Below are 21,169 nucleotides of genomic sequence, written 5' to 3'. Positions count from 1 at the left end.
GTATCACTTAATGGTATCATCGTTATGAATAAAAAGCACCGGCGTACGCTTGAGGCAATATTTGCGGAACCGGTTCGGTCGAACATTGCTTGGCGCGACATCGAGTCGATGTTCGTTGCAGTAGGTGCCGTTGTCGAAGAACGCGCTGGCTCACGAATTGGCGTGCTGCTGAATGATATGGTGGCAATTTTCCATCGCCCTCATCCCGAGAAGGAAACCGACAAAGGTGCGGTCAAATCGGTCCGAAGTTTTCTTGTGGCGGCTAACATCGTAACCATAGACAATGCCGGTAACTTCGCTTTCGTCGAGGAGGATTAATCGTGTTTCAATACAAGGGATACCTGGGTCGCGTCGAAATCGACGAAGAAGCGGGCTTGCTGCATGGTCAAGTGATTAACACCCAAGATGTGATTACCTTTCAAGGAGAATCGGTCGAGGAAACCAAGCAAGCCTTTCACGACTCGGTGGACGAATATTTAAAATTCTGTGCTGATCATGGCAAAGAACCAGACAAACCTTTTTCTGGCCAGTTTGTAACACGTATTTCCCCTGATCTTCACCGAGCTGCAAGTGCCCAGGCAGCTATCGAAAAAATGAGCCTGAACGCCTGGGTCGAATCGTTGGTTCGCCAAGGAGTGGAAACCCAAAGCAAGCGCCCAACCAAGCGATCGAAGGCCAGCAAAGCCTCTTCAGCCAAGCAAGTAACACGACCAGCGAAGAACAAAGTTGCGAAATAGAGCAGGACGATTTCTGCCTGATCGTCATCACGCCCCCCAGCTTCTGTCAAAATTTCATAAACCTAAAAAGCACAAGGGATAGGGGTTCCTGGGGGGATTCTGCTCTATATGATCGTCTGTTCTGCCTAGTCCGGGGTAGGCATCTTTCCCTTTTGCGACAAACGGTTTACCTTCGTAGGTCGTTGAGATTTTTGATAACGAAAGGTACTGCGGAAATGGCTAATTTCTCGGATCGTTTGCACGACGCGATTGTACGCACGGCGGCCCCGGTGGTGGTGGGTTTAGATCCCCGGTTTGAATCGCTGCCGCAAACGTTGTTAGGCGATCATCGCGGGACACACGATCCGAAAGTGAAAGCTGGCCTTTATCTCGTTTTCTGCCGCGAGGTCATCGACGCCGTTTACCAGCACGTACCCGCCGTGAAGCCGCAGTCCGCCTTCTTTGAAGAACTGGGTCCTGCCGGCATGATCGTCCTGGCCGAAGTGATTCAGTACGCCCGCGAAAAAGGTCTGCTGGTCATTCTCGATGCCAAACGAAACGACATCGGCTCGACCGCAACCGCCTACGCCAAAGGAATGCTCGGCCCGCACAGCCCGTGGCAAGCCGATTGCTTAACGATCAGCCCTTACCTGGGCGACGACAGCTTGACTCCGTTTGTCGAAACGGCCACCGCCAACGAAGCTGGCCTGTTTTGCTTGGTGAAAACGTCGAACCCTGGCGGCAAGATGCTGCAAGATTTGGTCGTCGATGGCCAGCCCATCTATCGTCGCGTCGGCGCTTACGTCGAAGGACTCGCTCAGGAAACGCTCGGCAACTGCGGCTTCGGTGCCGTCGGGGCAGTGGTTGGTGCGACCTATCCCGATCAACTCGCCGAGCTTCGCGCAGCGATGCCTAGCACATGGTTCCTGGTGCCTGGCTACGGCAGCCAAGGGGGCGGAGCGAAAGACGTCGCTGGCGGGTTCAACGAAAACGGCATCGGCTCAATCGTCAACAACTCGCGCGGGATCATCTTCGCCTACTCCCGCGAACCGTACGCCTCGAAGTACGAACCCAAACAGTGGCAACGCGCGGTGGAAGACGCCACCCTGGAAATGATCGCCGACCTGCAACAACACACCACCGCCGGTAAATTGAAAGCTTAGTGAGAGATCAGCGATCCAACGTAGGGTGCGTCTTGACGCACCAGATCCTGCCAAAAAAGCTTGATTTACCCTCTCGGCGTGGAAACGCAACGAGCCAGGCCTAAACGAAGCCATTTCATCCGCAGGAACGATCAGCCTGCGAGCGAAGATCGATTTTGACCTCAAAACATGGCCTATTTGCTCAAGTAAGCGAATGGCCCTGGTCTTCCTTCCACCGGTTTGTGCGATTGGGCGAGTATTCTTCCGCTTGGGGAAAACACGTTCCTACGTTCGCGACTGAGTTCCAAGAATTCGAATAGCTGCTTATTTAAGCGTTGCCACGCGATGATGAACCAAGGCGTTCTCGCAGGGCTTGGTGCGTCGAGACGCACCCTACAGGCGATTGCACTTCCTCTAGCTTTTCATGTTCGGCACGCCGATTGCTGTTACCCTGTTTGCCCCCTAACCAAGTGGTCGGACAGGACACAGCACGATGGAACTTGAAAATGAGCTCGATTTCGAGATGCGCGATCGACTTGCCGCGCCAGAAGAGATTGACGCCAATCCGTGGCTGAAGACGTGGGGATTTCGCGTCGCACTACTCGCCGTCCTAATTGGCCTGGCAGGCATGGTTTACTACCAATTTCGCGATTACTTATCGCTGGAATACCTGGCCACCCAAGAGAACGCCCTGCGCGACCTGCAAGCGCAGCATCCGATAGCGTTGTACACGGTTGTGTTTTTGATTTACACATTGCTGCTGGCCGTTGGCGTTCCCTTGTGCGCTTTGTTAACGATCATTTGCGGCTGGCTGTTTGGTTTCATACCGGCCATCTTGCTGGCTAGTTTTGGTTCAACCACGGCCGGGGCGCTTAATTTCGTGGGCTGCCGCTACTTCTTTCGCAATTGGGTGGAACGAACCCTTGGAAACACGCTCGATAAATTCAACGAGCAGCTCGAAGAAAGTGCTGCTTTCTATTTGTTTATCACGCGTTTGATCCCCCAAATCCCCTTTGTGCTGGTCAACCTTTTGATGGGCCTGTCGCCGATAAGCTTCAAGACGTTTTGGTGGGTAAGCCAACTTGCCATGCTGCCGGCCCTGTTAGTATTCGTGTGGATTGGCACCACGCTGCCCAACCTGAAAACGATTTCAGAAGAAGGGATGTCGTCCGTTCTTTCGTGGCAGTTAATGCTGAGCCTGGCCGCAACCGGCCTGATTCCGCTAGCGATACGCTTCGCCCTGAACGGCTATCAAAAGCAAGCCGAGAAGAAAAAAGCCAACCAGCAATAAGCGAACATGGCAAACTGATTTTGCCTAACATTTCGCTGGGCACTTGTTGGTTGCTTTGCTTCGCTCACCTGGTAGCGATCAAAATTGCAGGGCTTGGTGCGTCAAGACGCACCCTACTACTACGGAGGATTGGCAACTTGCTGGCCAAGGCCCCTTTGACAATCTTCACTTAGGGATGTAACCTTAGTCGTTTGCCCTCACTGCCTTAGAGCGACCCTCGCAAGGGGAAATCCGGCAACTTGGTCAGGCCTTAACTGGAGCAGCCACACCCGGAGGACTCTTGTGCGAGGGTCACTCCAGGGCAGTGAAACGAAAAATGGCCGTCGCAAGCGGCATGCTGTCTTCGAGCGATCCTCGTTAGGGGGATGTTGGTAACCTGGTCAAGGCCTTAATTGGAGCAGCCACATCTGGCTGAACCTTGTTCGGGGATCACTCCAAGACAGCTCGTTCCTGGCGAAATGCGTTGCCACCGCTAGTCAGGCGATCACCAGCCGGGCGGTTGCTTCCAGCCCGCTGGTGCGTCAAACTGATCGCACCGTGAACAACCGAATCTCTTTCGCCTCGGTTGGCTGCAAACTATCTAGTCAGGCTTTTGCCGGTTGAGAGGGATCGTGGCAGAGCAAAATACGTCACCCGATTATCTCGTTGTCGCTCGGCGATATCGCCCCCAATCGTTCGAAGAATTGGTGGGTCAACAGCGCGTCGCCAAGGCATTGGGCAACGCCATCGCGCGCAACCGGGTCGGCCACGCGTACCTGTTTACCGGGGCCCGCGGTGTGGGGAAGACCTCCTCTGCGCGGATCTTCGCCAAAGCCCTAAACTGCGTCAAAGGCCCCACTTCCACACCTTGCAACGTGTGTGAAATCTGCCAGAGCGTAACCGCCGGCGAAGATGTGGACGTGCTCGAAATCGACGGTGCCTCGAATCGCGGTATCGAAGAAATCCGCCAACTACGAGCCAACATCAACGTCCGTCCCAGTCGGGCTCGCTTCAAGATTTACATCATTGACGAAGTCCACATGTTCACCAAGGAAGCGTTCAATGCGCTGCTGAAAACCTTGGAAGAACCGCCTGACCACGCCAAGTTCATCTTCTGCACAACCGATCCGGAACGAATCCCGATCACCGTTCTGTCCCGCTGCCAGCGGTTCGATTTCGGAGGAATTCTGCCCGATGACATCGTCGGCCGTCTCCGCCATATCGTCGATACCGAAAACGTCCCGGCTGCGGATGAAGCGCTCAAGTTAATCGCTCGTCGGGCGAATGGTTCGATGCGCGATAGCCAATCGCTGCTGGAACAAATCCTGGCGTTTGGCGATGCCGAAATCACGGTTGAATCGGTCCACCGCTTACTAGGAACCGCCGACAACCAACAAGTGGTCGACCTGGCAGGCCAAATCTTGGCTTGCGACACCGCCAGCGCGCTGCAATCGGTCAATAGCGTCTTTACCGAAGGGGTCGATCCTGGCCAACTGCTCGAACAACTTCTCCGGTTGTTCCGCGACTTAATGGTCTTAGGGAGCGGTGGATCGCCTGATTTGCTGCAATCGCTTCCCCCTGGTTCGGTCGACGAAGGGACCGCGCTGGCCCAGAAAGCAGGCGTCGCCAAGCTACTCGCCGCCGTGCAGTGCCTCGACGACACCCTCGTGCGGCTACATCGCAGCACCTACGGCCAAGTGCTGACCGAAGCAGCCGTCGTGCGGCTTTGCCAGCTGGACGACCTGGACAGCTTGGGCAGCTTGATTGCGACCTTGAAGGAAGGTGGCTTGCCGGCGAAAAGTGCCCCAGCCGCTGCCCCTTCGATACCGCAAAAAAAAACGACTGAATCAGTCGTAACGCCTCCGCCGGCCCCGGCCACGATCCCCATTCGTCCCCAGCCAGCCAGGCCGGCACCACCAACGCCAGAACCGCCCCCGCAACCGCCGATAGGGGAAGCTTCTCCCCCATCAAATGCCCCTAAACTCGTTCTAACCGAGAAGAATGTCAAATCGGTGTGGCACCAAATCACCGAAGAGCTACCTGGCTTGGTCGGTGATTGTGCCAGGAAATCGCACGCCATAGCAATTTCTGGGCCAAAACATCTAGTCGTTGATTTTTTTACAACGTATAATTCGGCTGTCGACACTCTGCGGCGGCCTAAGAGCCAGGAAGACCTCGAAAAGGCATTCCTAGCCGTTTGTGGTGAAGCGTATCAGATCGAATTTCGGACGATGGAAGATCCCAACGCCGGACGCGATCCGAACTCGCAAATGTCACCTCAACGTGCCGTGCAAGAAGGCCGTGTCCGAGCGCGACTATTGGCCGAACAGGAACCGATTGTCCAAAGGGCGATGGAACTGTTCGACGCGGAAGTGACCGGCGTACGGGAACCCGACGCCTAAGGCTGCGAGAACTTCGTTTCGACATGCCATGTACCAGAGTGCCATGCCGTCGTCTTCGTCGGCATGCAACTCGCCTCTGGAAACATGACCACGCGGACGAGGGCAGGGCACCCATCGTTGGGATGCCAAAGCACGTAGCTTGACCTAAACTTCCTGGGACCAATAACACCCAAACCGAGGAGATCAGCCCGTGTTCAAAAACCTTGCTAATATCGCCGGCATTATGCAGCAGGCCTCGCAAGTCGGCAAAGAAATGAAGGCCATGCAGGAAGAGCTGCGCAACAAGCGTGTGAAGGGCTCGGCCGGGGCCGGTTTGGTCGAAGCAATTTGCACCGGTCACGGCGAACTGGTCAGTATCAACATCGATCCGAAACTCATCGCCGATGGCGATAAGGACCTGATCGAGGAACTCATTCCTCAGGCCGTCAACGAAGCCCAGGCCAAAGGGAAAGAGCTGCACCAAGAGATGATGCAATCGGTCACCAGCGGGCTAAACGTCCCCGGCTTGGATGCCGCCCTGAGCCAATTCGGCCAGTAAGCGCGGCCCCGGCCAAGCTTGTTTCGCCTGGCGGTGAAACAAGCCAGGAAAATCAAAAAAGAAGGAGCGAATGGAACGATGGCACAGCTGACAGAATCGGTCGTTCGATTGATCGACCAGTTGTCGAAACTACCTGGTATCGGCCGCAAAAGCGCCGAGCGGGTTGCCTATCACCTCCTTCGTGTCCCTACCGACGAGGCCCTGGGGCTGGCCGATGCGATTCGCGATGTGAAACAAAATGTCCGGTACTGCGCTCAGTGTTTCAACCTTTCTGAAGGGGAACTCTGCACCGTGTGCCAAGACCCCCAACGCGACGCATCGCTGTTGTGCGTGGTAGAACAACCTCGCGATCTGATCGCTTTGGAACAGTCAGGCGTCTTTCCTGGTTTGTATCACGTGCTACTAGGCCGGATCGCTCCGCTGGAAGGAGTCGGGCCCGATCAACTCACAATTGAAGCCTTAGTCAATCGCGTTGCCCAAGGGGGCATTCGCGAAGTGATTATGGCCACCAATCCAACCACCGAAGGGGACGGCACAGCACTGCATATTTCCAGCCTGCTGGCCGAGTACCCCGTAAAATTAACCCGTTTGGCCCGAGGCGTAACCGCCGGAAGCGTTCTCGAATTCGCCAACAAAGAAGTCCTGGCCGATGCCCTTACCGGTCGCCAGTCACTTTAAAACCAGGATCGTTGATGACGAGCCGGAGCATGCCTTTTTCGTTGGTACCAACGTACGGGTGCCATGCTCTCGTCCGCGTGAGCATGCCGACGAAGACGACGGCATGGCACCCAAGAACATGCCATTCACGAAATGCCAAGCCCTAGCATCATCGATCCGAAAACTTCGACGCTGCAACTTCCCACACAAGCGGAATCGTTCCTATGAGAATGTCCTTCGGTCTCGAACAGAAAATGGTCCAGAAGCAGGTTCTGGCCCCACGGATGATTCAATCCATGGAGATCCTGCAACTGCCCGTTCTCGCCTTGCAAGAGAAGATCGAGCAAGAGATGAACGAAAACCCGATGCTCGAAGTCCAAGAACAGGAAGCGAGCGACCTGGACGAAAACCGTCGGGAAGAGCCTGAAGCGCGGGCCGAGTCCGAGCAGGAATTCGTCGTCGAAGAAGGCAAAGACAACGTCGACGATTTCGAACGCCTGCTGGAAATGGACCAGCAATATCCCGATACCTTCGACGAACGCCCGCAACGTTCTTCCGGACAGATGGAAGACGACGCCGAGCGCCGCATGGACGCCCTGGCCAACGTTCAATCGCGCCCGGAAACGCTGCAAGATCATCTCGAACATCAGCTATCGGAACTCAGCATCGAGCCCCAACTGCGCGAATGGTCGGAACGGATTATCTCGTCGCTCGATTCCAACGGCTACCTCACCACCAGTCTCGAAGACTTGATGCCCGCCGATGCCGACGACGAATTAAAAGAGCTGGCCATGGACGCGCTGCATGTCGTGCAATCGCTGGAACCTGCCGGAGTTGGTGCGCGCGATCTGCGGGAATGCTTGCTGCTGCAGATCGACCCTTCGCGGATGTTCTTTGAAGAGCTGCGCGTGCTGATCATGAACCACCTGGAAGACCTGCGCGACAACCGCTTGCCGCAGATCCAAAAGGCAACCGGGTTCTCGATCGAACGTATCCAGGCCGCCTGGAGCGAGCTGCGCCGCCTCGATCCGAAGCCAGGTTCAATCTACAACGACGCCCACGTCGCCAACGTGATTCCTGACCTGATTCTCGACATCGACGAGGAAGGGAACTACGTCGTTCAAGCCGAAGACCGCGACATTCCGCAGCTGCGGATCAGCAACTACTACCGCGAACGCCTTTCCAGCCCGACCGCCACGCGGGAAGAGAAAGAGTTCATCAAACGCAAGCTGAACGCCGCCCAGTGGTTGATCGACGCGATCATCCAGCGGCAAAACACCCTCAGCCGCGTCGCCCAGGCCATTGTCGATTACCAGAAGGACTTCATCGAAAACGGCCCCGAACATATCACGCCGCTGAAGATGCAACAAATCGCCGATCAGGTCGGCGTTCACGTCACCACGGTCAGCCGCGCCGTCGACGATAAATACATCCAAACCCCACGCGGCATCTTCCCCTTGAAACAGTTCTTCGCAGGCGGCACCGTCAACGAAGCTGGCGAAGAAGTCACCTGGGACCAAATCCGCCTCCGCCTGCAAGAAGTGATCGACACCGAAGACAAAGCCAAACCCCTCTCCGACGACGACCTGGTCAAAAAGCTAAAAGACGACGGCCTCAACGTCGCCCGCCGCACCGTGACCAAGTACCGCAAAAAGATGGGAATCCCCAGCAGCCGCCAACGCCGGGATTGGTCTAAGCGGTAACGTCAGTTTTGTTTCCGCCTGGGATGCAGGGGATTCGGTTTTGGGCTGGGAGGTCGATGACGGTGAAGGTGGTTTCTTCTCGGCTTGAGAAGGGGTGCTTTGCGGCGTTTTCGGTGATCTTTTGGGGCGTCTTCCCGGGCTTGGCTGGCAGTTTGTTGGCTGAGCAGCATGCCGGCCACTGACCACAAGGTGAATTGCTGGCAGCAGTTAGCGGGCGAACTGCGCCGCTGGCCGCAGGTCTTGTTTTTCGGCCAGCCGAATTGATTGCATTTGCTCGAAGATGGGGAGCATAGCAGGTCGAATCAGATTCTGAGCGCCCAGCCGCGAGATATGGTTCCCATCTCGATAGAAAGAACCTTCCGGCGAACCGATGATCGATCGGTTCGCGGCATCAAAGCAATGGCCAGCGGGATCGAGAACTTGAATCTGGCTGCTGGCGGCAGCGAGGCGATCGATGATGTTGTTGGCGGTGGCCTGACGTTGTTGGTGTTCTGCCCAGGAAACGCCGCTGGGAATGGGGTAACCAATAAAACAAGCACGGGGTATTTCGACGTGAGGATTGAGCTTTTGCTCAGGAGGTTGTTTCATGATCCAAACCTGACAGCCAGCGTTTTCGAGGGCAGCAACCGTTCGTATCATGGCCGCCTCGAAGACAGGTAGGGCCGATTTCCCTTGCACGGTGGGGTTCGCTTCGTCTACCAGGATGTGTTGGTAACGTGCGAGCGTGGCTTCTGGCGGGCCGTCGATATAGGCGGACCAACGTCCCGCGAGGATCACGTTCTTTGGTTTTCGCGAGACAACGTAATCGAGCGCCGCATTCCCCCAGGCCAATCCTTCACGCCCGCTATCGACAGCTTTCCAAACCCCTTGCAAAGGCGCGACGCCAGCCTTAACGACGAACTCGGTGTTAAGCTGGTATTGTTGGCTGAGCTGTTCGAGCAGCGGTGCGACCATCATGCCGTGACTATCGCCCAGCAAAATCAAATCGCACCGATCGTTACGTGGGGCAGCCGTTTCAACCAGGTAAGGCTGGTTCTGTTTCAATTGCTCGGTCTCGGCTATGTATTTCTCGAATCCCATGACGAGCGGAATCATTTCACGAATTTGCGGCGGCAATCTTTGCGGCAGTCCTTGAGTTTGCACTACCACCAACGCCAAGCAGCCCATCACAAGCGAAGCCGCCAACGCGGTACCAGCAGTTTTGCTGACGTGCGTTTGCGTGAAGTTCCGGCGGAACGGGGTCTCGACGAATCGCCAACTAAGTACCCCAGCGGCAAAACTACCTGCGACGGCCAAAAGCGTTTGGAACCAGGTAAGTTCAGCACCGACCAGGTAATGCATAAACGCCAAGATGGGCCAATGCCACAGATAAAGCGAATACGAAGTCAAGCCAACGAAGACGAAGCTGCGGTGCGATAACGTTTGGCTTAAGGATGTCGGACGTTGGCTACCACATGCCAAGATAACCAATACTGCGCCAAGCACCGGCACAAGAGCCGCCGTGCCTGGAAACACCATCGAGGGATGATAGAACCAGCCACTTCCCAAAATCGCAACCATCCCGGTCCAAGCCAACATTTCACGAACCACGCTGGGCCAACGTTGCGGCAGCGGCGTGAAGGCCAACAGCCCGCCAGCGAGCAGTTCCCACATGCGAGTTGGTAATAAGAAGAAAGTTAGCGTGGGCGATTTCGTCATGCCCCAAACGCTCAACGCGAAAGACGCCAATGCCAACAAGGCCAGCAAGACAAAAGTGGTCCGTCGGCCAAGTGGCCGAAAGGCGACCAGCAACAAAGGGTAAAAGAGGTAAAACTGTTCTTCAACGGCCAACGACCACATATGCAATGGAGGTTGCGTTTCTGCCGGGCCCGCGAAGTAATCGAGGGAATAGCTGAAATAGACATTCGCCAACATCACCTGCTGAGCAAGCGCGGACTCGGCCAGTTGGTTGAAATCCGCAGGAAGAAGCAAAAAGCAACCAGCGACCAGCGACCAGCGTGCCCAAGACAACCACCAACGACGCAGGCAGAATTCGCCGAATCCGTCGCTGCCAGAAAGTCCCCATGCTGAACCGGCCTTCAGCTTGCCCTTTAAGAATGAGCCCCGTAATCAGGTAGCCTGAAATGACAAAAAAGACATCAACGCCGATAAACCCGCCAGTGAAGCCAAGTCGAGCATGAAACAACAAGACGAGAGCAACCGCTATGGCTCGCAGACCATCGATGTCGGGCCGATAACGGAATTCATTCTCTGAAGGCATGTCGCGTCCTTCGATTGGACCCAAAAACAATGGCAGCTCGGTTGTGTTTGCTTTACGAAATTGCCGAGCATGGTAGACCTTTGGGCACGAACAACAAATAGCAATCTTGGGTTGTCAGCTGAAGATGACCCTGCTTTTGACAGAGCTTTCAAGAATTCGAAATACGCTGGCAATAGCGGGACAAACGCCCTAAGAAGAGAGGCTCTTTAAGCAAGAACGATGCGTTTATGGATTGACGTAAAACAAGAAATAACCGGCAGGGTTTGCCTAAGAACGTCAGCCTGAAAAGAACTGCTAGACGCTGTGTGTTGTGTTCCGGATTGACTAGCAATTCCCTTGGTATTAGCGACGCAATCGACAACACAATGCGGTGCATAGTCGATTGCTGATCACGACTTACCGCTGGCCATTTGTCACGCCATGCCAACGCGAACACGACAACACCTGCGATAACGTAATAGCTTCGCAGGCGGGCCCCCGATAAAGATGATTACTTACTTCGCAGCTGTGGTCGTCGGCGCAGGGATTTCTTCGACCTCGAAATCGTACGAGAAGCGATCGTAGTAGAGGTTTTTATCTCCCACTTCGTATTCGCCGCGCTGGAAGTCGATGGTATCGGACGGAGGGGCGAGTTTGGTGGGTGAGAGCTTTTGCGAGTGGTCGCTATTGGCAGCCATGCGGTATGGTTCGAGGCCGCCGAAGTAGAAGTCGGCCACTTCTTGCCGTTCGCTTTCGGTCAGGTAGTTCATCGATTGCAGGGCGGTAATGCCGTAGCAGACATCGACCGGAACCCAACCGTACGGAGCCAGATAAATCTCGGACCAATCGTGCAGATTCAAACGCCCGGGGAACAAGTTCCAGCCCGATTGCCAACGGGCCGGAATGCCGTTCACGCGGCAGAGGGCGATGTACAGCAACGCTTCCTGCCCGCAGTCGCCGTACCGTTTCTCGCGGCAGTAATCGCTGACGTTCCGAATGGTCGAGTACTCGATCGCCAGGCTGTACTGAATGTTGTTCGACATCCAATCAAAGATTTTACGGGCCACAATCGCCGGGTTCTTTTCGTCGCCGACAATCTCTTTCGAAAGGGCAATTAGTTCCGGCGTGAACTCCACATGCGGGCCTTCCTGCACGAAGCAAGCGATCTCTGGATCGTTGCCATCAAACGGGGTAACCAGCGACGGATCGATATCGAAGCGGATCGCGTCGTGCTCGAAGGTGAAATGCGTTTCAAACGTGGTGGGCTGGCCAGCGGTCGCTTTCTGCTCGAAATACACCGAGCGGCTCGGGCTATCTGCTGGGGCAACTTCCAGCGGTTGAGGCGAGCTGGAAATCAATTGAAACCCACGCTGAAACGGGAAGCTGCGCGGAATCGGCAACCAGGCCTTGATCGTGCTGCCAGCCGGCACCGCGTCGGCATGGACCTTGCCGGTAAAGTGGACATCGAACTTCTTGGTCAGCACATACGGCGACTTTTCCGCTTTCACCGCAGCTCGAATCTGACGCGTGAGGTTGAGCCGCAACTGCTGAACGTCGGCTTCGTCGGCTGGGGCATAACGGCGGTGTTCGAGCTTAGGGTCGCGGTAGAACAGGTTCCGCACGCTCGAATCCATGTAGAACCGCTGGCCGTCAATATCGCGATAGTCGAACCGTCCTTCTTTCAGCCACTGGGCGAATTCTTCCGGCGTTGCTTCTTTCACGCCAGCCAAGATCTTCTTCTGCAGCATCTCTTGAGTAAGGGTGAAATCGCGGCGAATACGGAACAGCCGGTCCCGTTCATATGTAAGCGTGTAACGCGTTTCCGGCGAAAGATCGTCCTGAGCCAAGGCCGTGTCGAGAAGTTGCTCGGCTTGTTTGAAGTCGCCTGCGAGTTCCAACGGCTGCGTCTGCGCCAACGTAGCGTCATCGGCCCAGCATGCCTGCCAGGAAACGAGCGAGCCAACCATCACCATCACAATCCGTAACCAAGCCATGAGTAGGCGCTCCTCAAGAGTCGCAAGTGGTAAGTCTGTAGCAGCATGAAGAGGGGCAGGGGGTATATGCTAGTGTACCCGAGAAGGGGCCGTTATGATTCTCTCAATTGCGCAGTTTAATGTCGCATTCGCGCGAGCGGCTTACCCAATTGGTACCCAAGATTGCTTGATCATGCTCGGCTGATTCGCAGAACACACAAAAGAGTCACCGTGCACTCAACCAAAAACCTACCGCAGCCACCAGGAAATGCAAACATGCCTAGCGAACACATGCTCAAAGGTGTTATCACCCCTGGCTGGGAAGAACATATCGACCAGCACGTCGATCAGTTGGCGAACCTGCCAGGGCTCGATCGTGACATCCTCGACTTCAGCACATTCAGCCTAGACATGGTGGAAGGTCGCATCTTATCGAGATGGGACAACAAAAGCTTCCAAGAGCAACGGGCAGCCTTGTTTTCACCGCTGCTTGCCTATGCTGGTGAAATCGTTCGCCGCTCGGTGTTTGAGGGTGCCTGGCTGATCACCAAGGACGAGGAAACCGGCACACTAGAACCGTGGATCGTTGACGAATATGACCGCAAGTACTATATCATGGGGCTTGTGGTCCCTTTCATCAATGACCTGAATAATCTGTGCCTTAGAGCTAGGGTAGAAGTCATTCCGAAACTTCCCAAGAAAATGCGTTAGTCCGCCACAGTCCGAAGGGTTTGGGGTTGAAGCGGGAAGGGCCTCATCTGTTTGGCGTCCTGGGGCCTTGGTTTCTGGCCGATTTGAAAAATTGCCCCATGCCGAGAACTCTTGGCCTGGGTTGTTCGTCTTTACTAACGAACTTGAATAACGAACAGCTTGGGAGTCTCTCGATGACCGCGAAAATAAGTCTTTTACTCGCTTTTTTGGCTATCCTGTGCAGTCCCGATTGGGTGCTGGCGCAGCGGGTGGAGATTAAGGCGCTTGAAACGTGGTCGGGCAAGCTGGCGGACAAGTCGCTACGAGGGAAGCTGGCTCCGCAAACAGAATTCATTACCGATGCAGCAGCCTGGAAGAAGTTGTGGCAGGCCTGGCGTCCTGATCAAGAGGTTCCTCACGTTGATTTCGCCCAAGATCTGGTGCTTGTCGGAACGGCTCCTGGGCCGAATAACGTGGGGATGAATCCGCAGATCGATGCGGATGGGAATGTTACGTTTGTTATTTTTAGTACCAAAATGGGTGGGCCTGGCTTTGGTTACAAGCTGGTCCAGGTCGAGCGAAAGGGCATCGCGACCATCAATGGGCATGCCGTAAAAGAAGCGAACGAAGATTCCATCACGGTATCCGTCGTCGGCACCGTGCGGACCGGATTGGTAGCCATCGGCGGAGAAACGACCGGCACCACAATCACAGCCAACGAAATCACTTGGGAACTCGATTTCGGCCAGAACGCCAAGCTCCGCCAACTGGCCGACAAGCTCGCAGGAAAGAAGGCAACGGTCAAGGGAACGTTGGTACGTCGGCCTGGCGTGGAAGGGCCAACGCGATGGATCGTCGAGGTTACGAAATTGAAGGCAGCAACCGCAGAACAAGAGACTGCCCCAAAGCAGGATGGGCTAAGCGCCGTTGTTAGTAAGGGGAAAGTCAAGTTCTTACAACACGCGGAAGCAACCATTTTCGACATTACCAGTGAGAAAGGAATCGGCACCGCGACAATTCATCGCACCGCCGACCATTGGCCTGGCCAGGTACTCGTTCGCTTGCACCTGAAGGGGCTCGAATCGTTGCAAGTGAGCAACGCGAAGGGGGTGTTTGAATGGTCGCTTGCCAGTGGCGGAGATCATCAGCAGACAACCACTTACCAATCTGGCCGAGAGCATTCCACGCTGGCCCCTCCCAGTCTGCTTTATACCGAGGTAAAAATCGTTGGTGGTAATGCATCGATTCCGCTCGAAGGTGGCTACTTCGAGGTTCCTTTGCCGGCCCCACTATTCGCTGACAACCCGTCAGAGATTACGTTGCGTTGGATCGATTTTTATCGGTAATTAAACAACGACGTTTCGTACCCATCGATTAAGCCGAACAAGCCAAGTCCCCATTCACTGGAGGTCCTTTGAAAACGGAACTGACCGTCCAAGGGGCGAAAGCGGAATTTAAAGTGCCGGAAGCCAAAGAAACCGAATAAGAAATCGGACGCTCCCGACCTACGAAAAGCGAAGAAGCCTCTTCCTGAAGAGGCTTCTTGCTATTTCGAAACTTACGGTCAGCCAGTATGGTGGCTCTCTCTGCCGGCGGATCCTTCGTGAGACACGTGACCCTTTGGCAATGCTTAAACATCAGCGTGCCGGAGCAGGCGAGATGTTTCGTTGACTTCCGAACTGCCTTGCGATGGATACGAAAAATGAGGCAACGCGTTGGGATTGTGAACAAATTTGGCAAGGTTATCCAGAGCCTGCTGGGTATGAACATCCGCAACGGTATGGGCTTGCTTTACCGTCTGATATCCCAACTGATGATGGGCACATCCCATACAGATGACGATAAATGGTAAAAAAGGGGCGATTGATTTGATCGCGAGAAGCCCTCCTGGCCAGATAAAATGTTTCCAACACACCCCCATTCCACGGAGGTTTCTACCCCACAAAAAGAGGTCGACAAGAATCACCCATTAAATGACGATACAGCGACATCTCGGCAGAATCGTTATGGCCGAATCCTTTCGCGCAAGTCCGCAGGTTCTGCCCAACGCACGACAGAAAACTGATATCATTGCCAGCATCGCAGTCATTCGGCGATATCATTGAGGGCTGCCAGCGATTCCCGGCAAGATGCAAGCGAAAAGCATGTTGCCTGTTGCCCATTTTCAGAATCTTAAAACCCCGTTAATTTGCCCGTCGAGGGAAGCCATCCGTGACGCAGTTTGATCGTCCCTCTCAGGAAGAAGAACCAATACCGCCGGCGCTGGCACACGACGCGATCGATCTACCGGACGAGAGCCGTGCGACCTGGTTCTCCTGGCTTACTCAGCACTATCACACGCTGCTCAATATTCTGACGGTCGTCATGTTTGGCGGGGCGTTGTGGCTGTTGCACTACGAATTTCGCAACCTCCATGCACATGACGTGGCGGAGAGCTTTGAAACGCTCCCTTGGCAGGCCGTTGTCTTATCGCTGTTTTTCACTGTGCTGAATTACGCGGTGATGATCGGTTACGACTGGCTGGCCGTTAACCTGATCGATCATGTTCTCAAGCTTCGCCAAGTCGCGATTGTCTCGTTTCTGTACTATTCGTTCAGCAATACGTTAGGCTCGGTCTTTGGGGGAACGCCGATTCGTGTGCGGCTGTACGCGAGTTGGGGAATGACCTCGCCCGAGATCGTTCGAATGATCCTCTTGATCGCGGCGGCCTTTTGGATGGGGCTGTTTACGCTCGGGGGAACGCTGTTTTTGTTCACTCCTTTCGATATCCCGGCTCGGTTTAACTTGCCACTCACTACCAGTCGCCCGCTCGGTGCGATCTTGCTGAGCATGGTGGGGTTGTTCTTTGTGGTGTGTTGGGTGCGACAGCGTCCACTGCACTGGATGAAGATCAACTTTCAGCCGCCTCCCTTACGGATTGCCTTGGCCCAAACGTTGGTTTCAGCGACCGACTTCATGTGTGCGTCAGCGGCATTGTATGTCTTGCTGCCGAAGGACGCGCAAATCAGCTTTCTCCCGTTCACGGCTATCTTTATATTGGCGATCATTGTTTCTCTGGTCAGCCACGTTCCTGGTGGGCTAGGCGTGTTAGAGCTGGTCGTGGTGACGATGCTTCCCTTCTCAGACTCGCACGGTTTGCTGGCATCTTTACTCGCTTACCGCGTGATTTATTACTTGCTGCCACTTACCGTGGGGCTTTGCATTGTGGGGGTGGCCACGTTCCGGCAACATGCCGGCAAGGCGACTGCCGTGGGCAAAGAAGTGGTCCGCTGGACCAGTGTCATTGGCCCGAGTGTGGTAACGGGCGGCGTTTTTGTCGCAGGCTTAATCTTGTTGATCTCTGGTTCGTTGCCGGCCGAGAAAGGCCGCATGGCCCTGCTGCGCGAGTTCCTGCCGCTCCCGGTGGTGGAAGTCTCGCACCTGCTGGGCAGTGTCATCGGCGCGTTACTTTTGGTTTTAGCTCGCGGCTTGCAGCGCCGCATTGATGCGGCCTGGTTAATCACCTGTATTCTGTTGGGATGTGGAGTGCTGGTCACTCTGGCGAAAGGTTTTGATTACGAAGAAGCGATCGTATTGTTTGTCTTGCTGTTGGCGTTGCTACCGTGCCGTAGTCACTTCTTCCGCAAAGGGCAGCTCCTCTCACCCAACCTTTCGCCTACGTGGCTGTTGGCCGTGGTGCTTTCGTTAGGGCTGATCTTTTGGATCGTGATGTTCGCCTATCGGCATGTCGAATACAACAACGACCTTTGGTGGGAATTCGCCTACCGACGCGATGCCCCCCGCTCGCTTCGTGCGCTGCTGGCCGCTGCGGTCACGATTACGGTGTTTGCCGTGGCCAGCCTGCTTCGTCCTAAGCCGATCACACCCACCCTAGCCACCGACGAGGAACTGGCGGAAGTGGCCGATCTGGTTACGAAAAGTGAAGCAACGCACGCCCATCTGGCCTTGCTTGGGGACAAGCGTTTTGTCTTCAGTCACGATCGTCAGGCCGCCGTTATGTTCGGCTGTCAAGGCAACTGCTGGATCACCATGGGAGATCCCTTCGGTCAAGCCGCATCTATGGACGATGCCGCGTGGAACTTTCGCGAAGCCTGCGACGCTGCGGGAACTTGGCCGGTCTTTTACCAAGTCAGTCAGGCCTCTCTTTCCCGCTACGTCGAAATGGGACTCACGCTGATCAAGCTAGGGGAAGAAGCCAGAGTCTCTTTGGTTGACTTCTCGCTAGAGGGAAGCCAACGCCGTGGTTTGCGTCATACCGATAAAAAGTGCCAAGAAGCAGGGCTGACCTTCGAGGTCGTTCCGCAAGCTGACGTCGCCGAAATCATGCCGCGCATGAAAGAGATTTCCGACGCCTGGCTCGGCGACAAGTCGACCGGTGAGAAAGGGTTTTCGCTCGGCTTCTTCCGTGAAGAATATCTTTCACGCTACGACATCGCCCTCGTGCGTGACGCGCAAGGAACGGCGATTGCCTTCGCGAATATTTGGCGAGGAGCCGATAAACAGGAACTCTCGCTCGATCTGATGCGATACGTTCCGGACGCTCAGCGGAACGTGATGGAATATCTCTTCATCGAATTGATGCGTTACGGACACCAACAAGGTTACCAATGGTTTAACCTGGGAATGGCCCCACTTTCTGGCATCGATGCCAATCGCTTGGGGCCGTTATGGAATCGTGTTTGTAGTGTTGTCTATCAACATGGCGAACACTTCTACAACTTTCAGGGATTGCGCAACTACAAAGATAAATTCGATCCCGTTTGGTCTCCCAAATATCTGGCCAGTCCTGGCGGAATTGCTTTGCCACAGGTATTAGCCAACGTGTCTACGCTTATTTCAGGAGGCGTGGGCAAGCTTCTTCATCGGTAATCGCACGCCCCCAAAATTGCCGAGCTTGAATTCGTAGTTGCCTCGTCGTACAGTGACTGACGACCGACCTCGACCAGGGATGTCCCTGGTATTCACCTTGGACGAAGCAACCCCAACCAGTCGACTGTCACCTTTTGTTGACTGGGCTAGCCCTTGAGGAGCGTACCCATGAGTCGGCCAGAGACGGAGCATTGGTATCACTTTGCCACCGAAGACATCGCCTCGCGCTGGGAAACCAATCTTGAACATGGTTTGCCCTTACTGGAAGTAACACGGCGACGCAAACGTTTCGGCGAGAATCAACTCACTCAAGCCGAAGGTGAAACGAAGCTACGGATTTTCCTTCGTCAGTTTCAACAGCCGCTGGTCTACATACTGTTGGCCGCAACCGCGCTGACGGTTGTTTTGCGCGAGTGGGTCGATGCCTCGGTGATCTTCGCGGTGGTATTGGTCAACTCGGTTATCGGCTACGTTCAGGAAGCCAAGGCGCTAAAAGCCATCAGCGCGCTGAGCAAGGTCCTCAACAGCGAGGCAACCGTAATCCGTGGCGGGCAAACCATGCAAATCGCCGCCTCCGAATTAGTCCCTGGCGATTGCGTGAAGCTACAATCAGGCGATCGTGTGCCGGCCGATATTCGTTTGATCCACCAGCGAGATCTGCAAATCGACGAGTCGGCCCTCACCGGTGAATCGGTTCCGGTGGAAAAGAATGTTGCCGCGTTGGAAGAAGGAACCCCTTTGGCCGAACGTGCCAACATGGCGTTTTCTTCCACCCTGGTTACCTACGGCACGGGGACCGGCATTGTGGTTGCCACCGGCGACCATACCGAAATCGGTCACATCAACAAGCTGATTGCCTCGGCAGATGTTCTCGAAACGCCGTTGGTGCGGCGGATCAATCAACTTAGCCATCTGCTGCTGAAGGTGATTCTCACGCTGGCCGGTTTAGTTGCGTTAGCAATCTTGCTGCGTGGCGAGCCTCCGGTTGAAGTGATATTGGCCGCCGTCGCTTTGGCCGTGGGGGCAATTCCCGAAGGTTTGCCGGCCGTGGTCACGGCAACGCTGGCCCTAGGTGTTTCGCGCTTGGCCCGTCGCCGGGCGATCGTCCGCAAACTGCCAGCAGTTGAAACCTTGGGCAGTACCAACGTGATCTGTTCCGACAAAACCGGAACGCTTACGCAGAATCAGATGACGGTGCGCAAAATATCCACCGGCGCGCGACAGTACGATGTCGCTGGCTCTGGCTATGAAGCCCAAGGGAGTGTTTCTGCCGTTACGCCAAGTGAATACGCGCCGGTTGACGATCAGCAACTTGTCGAGATGCTACGAGCGGGCCTATTGTGTAACGACACGCGTCTGGTTTCCATCGCCCAGGGGGTATGGAAAGTGGAAGGTGATCCGACCGAGGCGGCGTTGTTGATTTCTGCCAATAAGCTTGGTCTCACCCACCAAGCTGCCAACATGCAATATCCTCGGCGTGATGCGATTCCGTTTGAATCGCAGTACCAATACATGGCCACCTTACATCAGCTTAACCAAACGCAGAGCGTGGCGTACGTGAAAGGTTCGGTTGAACGGCTTCTACCACGCTGCGAGCATTTAGCCAATGGTGACCCGCTGGCTCCCTCCGCAATCGAAACCGAAGTTGCCGAGATGGCGGCCGATGGTCTCCGGGTGCTGGCCTTCGCCAAGAAGACCTTTCCGGCAGAGAAAACCTGTTTAGATCACGACGATCTTACCACCGGGCTACAGCTGCTTGGTCTGCAAGGGATGATTGATCCACCTCGGCCTGAAGCCATCCAAGCGGTCGCTGTTTGCCAAGAAGCTGGTATCAAGGTCAAGATGATCACCGGCGATCATGTCGGCACCGCCACGGCCATCGCCGGTCAGCTCGGTTTGCAAGGTCGCCGAAACGACGAGAACACCGGCCTGTTCGGCATTACCGGCACCGAGCTAGAAGCCCTCTCGGATCGCGACCTGATCGACTCGGTCGAAGACATTGCCGTGTTTGCCCGCGTGTCACCAGCGCAGAAGTTGCGTCTGGTGGAAGCCTTGCAATCGCGCGGCAACGTGGTGGCGATGACCGGCGATGGTGTGAACGACGCCCCAGCGCTGCGTCAAGCGAACATCGGTGTGGCGATGGGTATCGCCGGGACCGAAGTGACCAAAGAAGCCGCCGACATGATTTTGACCGACGATAACTTCGCCACAATCGAAGCGGCGGTCGAAGAGGGGCGGGGGATTTACGACAACCTGAAGAAGTTCATCGCGTGGACTCTTCCCACCAACTTGGGCGAAGCGGGCATCATCCTGGTTGCCGCATTTCTTGGCTTTCAGTTGCCGATAACGCCGCTGCAAATTTTATGGATCAATATGTCGACCGCCATCTTACTGGGCGCGACCTTGGCCTTCGAGCCCAAAGAGCCTGGCCTGATGGCGCGTCCTCCGCGAGATGCGGAAGAACCGATTCTCTCCGTTCCGCTAATGGGGCGCACGCTGTGGGTGGGAGCTTTGCTGGTCATCGCGACCTACGGAGTGTTCGCCTTCAAAAAGTACTTAGGGGTCGAACTCGAGTCAGCTCGAACGGCTGCGGTGAACGTGATCGTTATGGGACAAGCGGCCTACCTGCTTACGTGTCGTTCGTTGCGGCATTCGTTCTTTCAGTTGGGGCTGTTCAGCAATCCGTTAATCTGGCTAGGCATTGCCACGATGATTGGCTTGCAAGTGATGCTGACTTATGTGCCGTTCTTAAACCAAATCTTCGAAACCCAACCAACCACCTGGCGACCTTGGGCTCTGGCTTTCGGGACCGGGCTACTTCTATTCATCTTGTCGGAAGTCGACAAATACTGGCGAAGTGCTGGCGGGACGCACGAGATGTCTTAGCAGCTCTCGCGTAGAATTCGCCACAAGGTGCTTTATTTTGCTTGTTCCGTATGCGATCCTGGTCTGTACGGAACAAGCATTATT

General features: G+C 55.2%; 14 protein-coding genes, 1 other RNA gene and 1 pseudogene. 13 read left to right on the top strand and 3 right to left on the bottom strand.

The window, feature by feature from the left end; genetic code table 11:
* Positions 1–24: 24 nt before the first annotated feature.
* The 9 genes from DTL42_RS18250 (at position 25) to rpoN (ending at position 8,428) form a co-directional block, all read left to right on the top strand.
* On the top strand, positions 25–318 hold the full coding sequence (locus DTL42_RS18250) for a type II toxin-antitoxin system HicA family toxin (protein WP_199590171.1): 294 nt from the start codon (positions 25–27) through the stop codon (positions 316–318).
* 2 nt (positions 319–320) lie between these two features.
* Positions 321–737, top strand: a complete 417-nt coding sequence (locus DTL42_RS18245; protein ID WP_114370632.1) for a type II toxin-antitoxin system HicB family antitoxin — start codon at positions 321–323, stop codon at positions 735–737.
* A gap of 215 nt (positions 738–952) precedes the next feature.
* Complete coding sequence (pyrF, locus tag DTL42_RS18240; RefSeq protein ID WP_114370631.1) at positions 953–1,879, top strand: orotidine-5'-phosphate decarboxylase; 927 nt, start codon at positions 953–955, stop codon at positions 1,877–1,879.
* Positions 1,880–2,351: 472 nt separating this feature from the next.
* Positions 2,352–3,149: a TVP38/TMEM64 family protein gene (locus DTL42_RS18235; protein WP_114370630.1), complete on the top strand. Its 798-nt coding sequence runs from the start codon at positions 2,352–2,354 to the stop codon at positions 3,147–3,149.
* 206 nt (positions 3,150–3,355) lie between these two features.
* An RNA gene (gene ffs, locus DTL42_RS18230) (signal recognition particle sRNA small type) lies at positions 3,356–3,451 on the top strand.
* 309 nt (positions 3,452–3,760) lie between these two features.
* Positions 3,761–5,530 carry a DNA polymerase III subunit gamma/tau gene (dnaX, locus tag DTL42_RS18225; RefSeq protein ID WP_234824266.1) on the top strand — a complete coding sequence of 590 codons (1,770 nt, stop codon included), beginning with the start codon at positions 3,761–3,763 and terminating at the stop codon, positions 5,528–5,530.
* Between the two features lie 190 nt (positions 5,531–5,720).
* Entirely contained in the window at positions 5,721–6,068 is a 348-nt protein-coding gene (locus DTL42_RS18220) for a YbaB/EbfC family nucleoid-associated protein (RefSeq protein ID WP_234824265.1), read from the top strand.
* A gap of 78 nt (positions 6,069–6,146) precedes the next feature.
* Entirely contained in the window at positions 6,147–6,746 is a 600-nt protein-coding gene (gene recR / locus DTL42_RS18215) for a recombination mediator RecR (RefSeq protein WP_114370807.1), read from the top strand.
* 203 nt (positions 6,747–6,949) lie between these two features.
* On the top strand, positions 6,950–8,428 hold the full coding sequence (rpoN, locus tag DTL42_RS18210; RefSeq protein WP_114370628.1) for an RNA polymerase factor sigma-54: 1,479 nt from the start codon (positions 6,950–6,952) through the stop codon (positions 8,426–8,428).
* Between the two features lie 207 nt (positions 8,429–8,635).
* On the opposite strand, the gene DTL42_RS18205 is transcribed toward rpoN, so the two are convergent.
* The 3 genes and pseudogenes from DTL42_RS18205 to DTL42_RS18195 form a co-directional block, all read right to left on the bottom strand.
* A complete protein-coding gene (locus DTL42_RS18205; protein WP_234824264.1) occupies positions 8,636–10,438 on the bottom strand; it encodes an acyltransferase family protein in 1,803 nt (600 codons plus the stop codon).
* A 19-nt stretch (positions 10,439–10,457) separates the two neighbouring features.
* Positions 10,458–10,688 (bottom strand): annotated as a pseudogene (locus DTL42_RS27190) (acyltransferase family protein); the annotation flags it as partial.
* A gap of 494 nt (positions 10,689–11,182) precedes the next feature.
* The gene (locus DTL42_RS18195; RefSeq protein WP_114370623.1) at positions 11,183–12,661 is read right to left on the bottom strand and encodes a transglutaminase-like domain-containing protein; all 1,479 of its coding nucleotides are present in this window, start codon (positions 12,659–12,661) and stop codon (positions 11,183–11,185) included.
* A 255-nt stretch (positions 12,662–12,916) separates the two neighbouring features.
* Here DTL42_RS18195 and DTL42_RS18190 point away from each other — a divergent pair, with 255 nt between their 5' ends.
* The 4 genes from DTL42_RS18190 to DTL42_RS26960 all read left to right on the top strand — a co-directional run bounded on the left by DTL42_RS18190 (position 12,917) and on the right by DTL42_RS26960 (position 21,085).
* Complete coding sequence (locus tag DTL42_RS18190) at positions 12,917–13,351, top strand: hypothetical protein (RefSeq protein ID WP_114370621.1); 435 nt, start codon at positions 12,917–12,919, stop codon at positions 13,349–13,351.
* A 173-nt stretch (positions 13,352–13,524) separates the two neighbouring features.
* Complete coding sequence (locus DTL42_RS18185; protein ID WP_114370619.1) at positions 13,525–14,676, top strand: hypothetical protein; 1,152 nt, start codon at positions 13,525–13,527, stop codon at positions 14,674–14,676.
* Between the two features lie 865 nt (positions 14,677–15,541).
* Entirely contained in the window at positions 15,542–18,199 is a 2,658-nt protein-coding gene (gene mprF / locus DTL42_RS18175; protein ID WP_114370615.1) for a bifunctional lysylphosphatidylglycerol flippase/synthetase MprF, read from the top strand.
* 168 nt (positions 18,200–18,367) lie between these two features.
* Positions 18,368–21,085, top strand: a complete 2,718-nt coding sequence (locus DTL42_RS26960; RefSeq protein ID WP_114370613.1) for a cation-translocating P-type ATPase — start codon at positions 18,368–18,370, stop codon at positions 21,083–21,085.
* The last annotated feature ends 84 nt before the right edge of the window (positions 21,086–21,169 follow it).

It is taken from the genome of Bremerella cremea, assembly GCF_003335505.1.
In the GTDB taxonomy this organism is placed as follows: Bacteria; Planctomycetota; Planctomycetia; order Pirellulales; family Pirellulaceae; genus Bremerella; species Bremerella cremea_A.
Note: the sequence above shows the minus strand (reverse complement) of the source record. Positions and strands in the feature narration are given on the sequence as shown.

Bases quoted from the DNA above. Each gene is read 5' to 3' on its own strand.
- DTL42_RS18250 (WP_199590171.1), top strand. From the start codon at position 25: ATGAATAAAAAGCACCGGCGTACGCTTGAGGCAATATTTGCGGAACCG.
- pyrF (WP_114370631.1), top strand. From the start codon at position 953: ATGGCTAATTTCTCGGATCGTTTGCACGACGCGATTGTACGCACGGCG.
- DTL42_RS18235 (WP_114370630.1), top strand. From the start codon at position 2,352: ATGGAACTTGAAAATGAGCTCGATTTCGAGATGCGCGATCGACTTGCC.
- recR (WP_114370807.1), top strand. From the start codon at position 6,147: ATGGCACAGCTGACAGAATCGGTCGTTCGATTGATCGACCAGTTGTCG.
- rpoN (WP_114370628.1), top strand. From the start codon at position 6,950: ATGAGAATGTCCTTCGGTCTCGAACAGAAAATGGTCCAGAAGCAGGTT.
- DTL42_RS18195 (WP_114370623.1), bottom strand. From the start codon at position 12,661: ATGGCTTGGTTACGGATTGTGATGGTGATGGTTGGCTCGCTCGTTTCC.
- DTL42_RS18190 (WP_114370621.1), top strand. From the start codon at position 12,917: ATGCCTAGCGAACACATGCTCAAAGGTGTTATCACCCCTGGCTGGGAA.
- DTL42_RS18185 (WP_114370619.1), top strand. From the start codon at position 13,525: ATGACCGCGAAAATAAGTCTTTTACTCGCTTTTTTGGCTATCCTGTGC.
- DTL42_RS26960 (WP_114370613.1), top strand. From the start codon at position 18,368: ATGAGTCGGCCAGAGACGGAGCATTGGTATCACTTTGCCACCGAAGAC.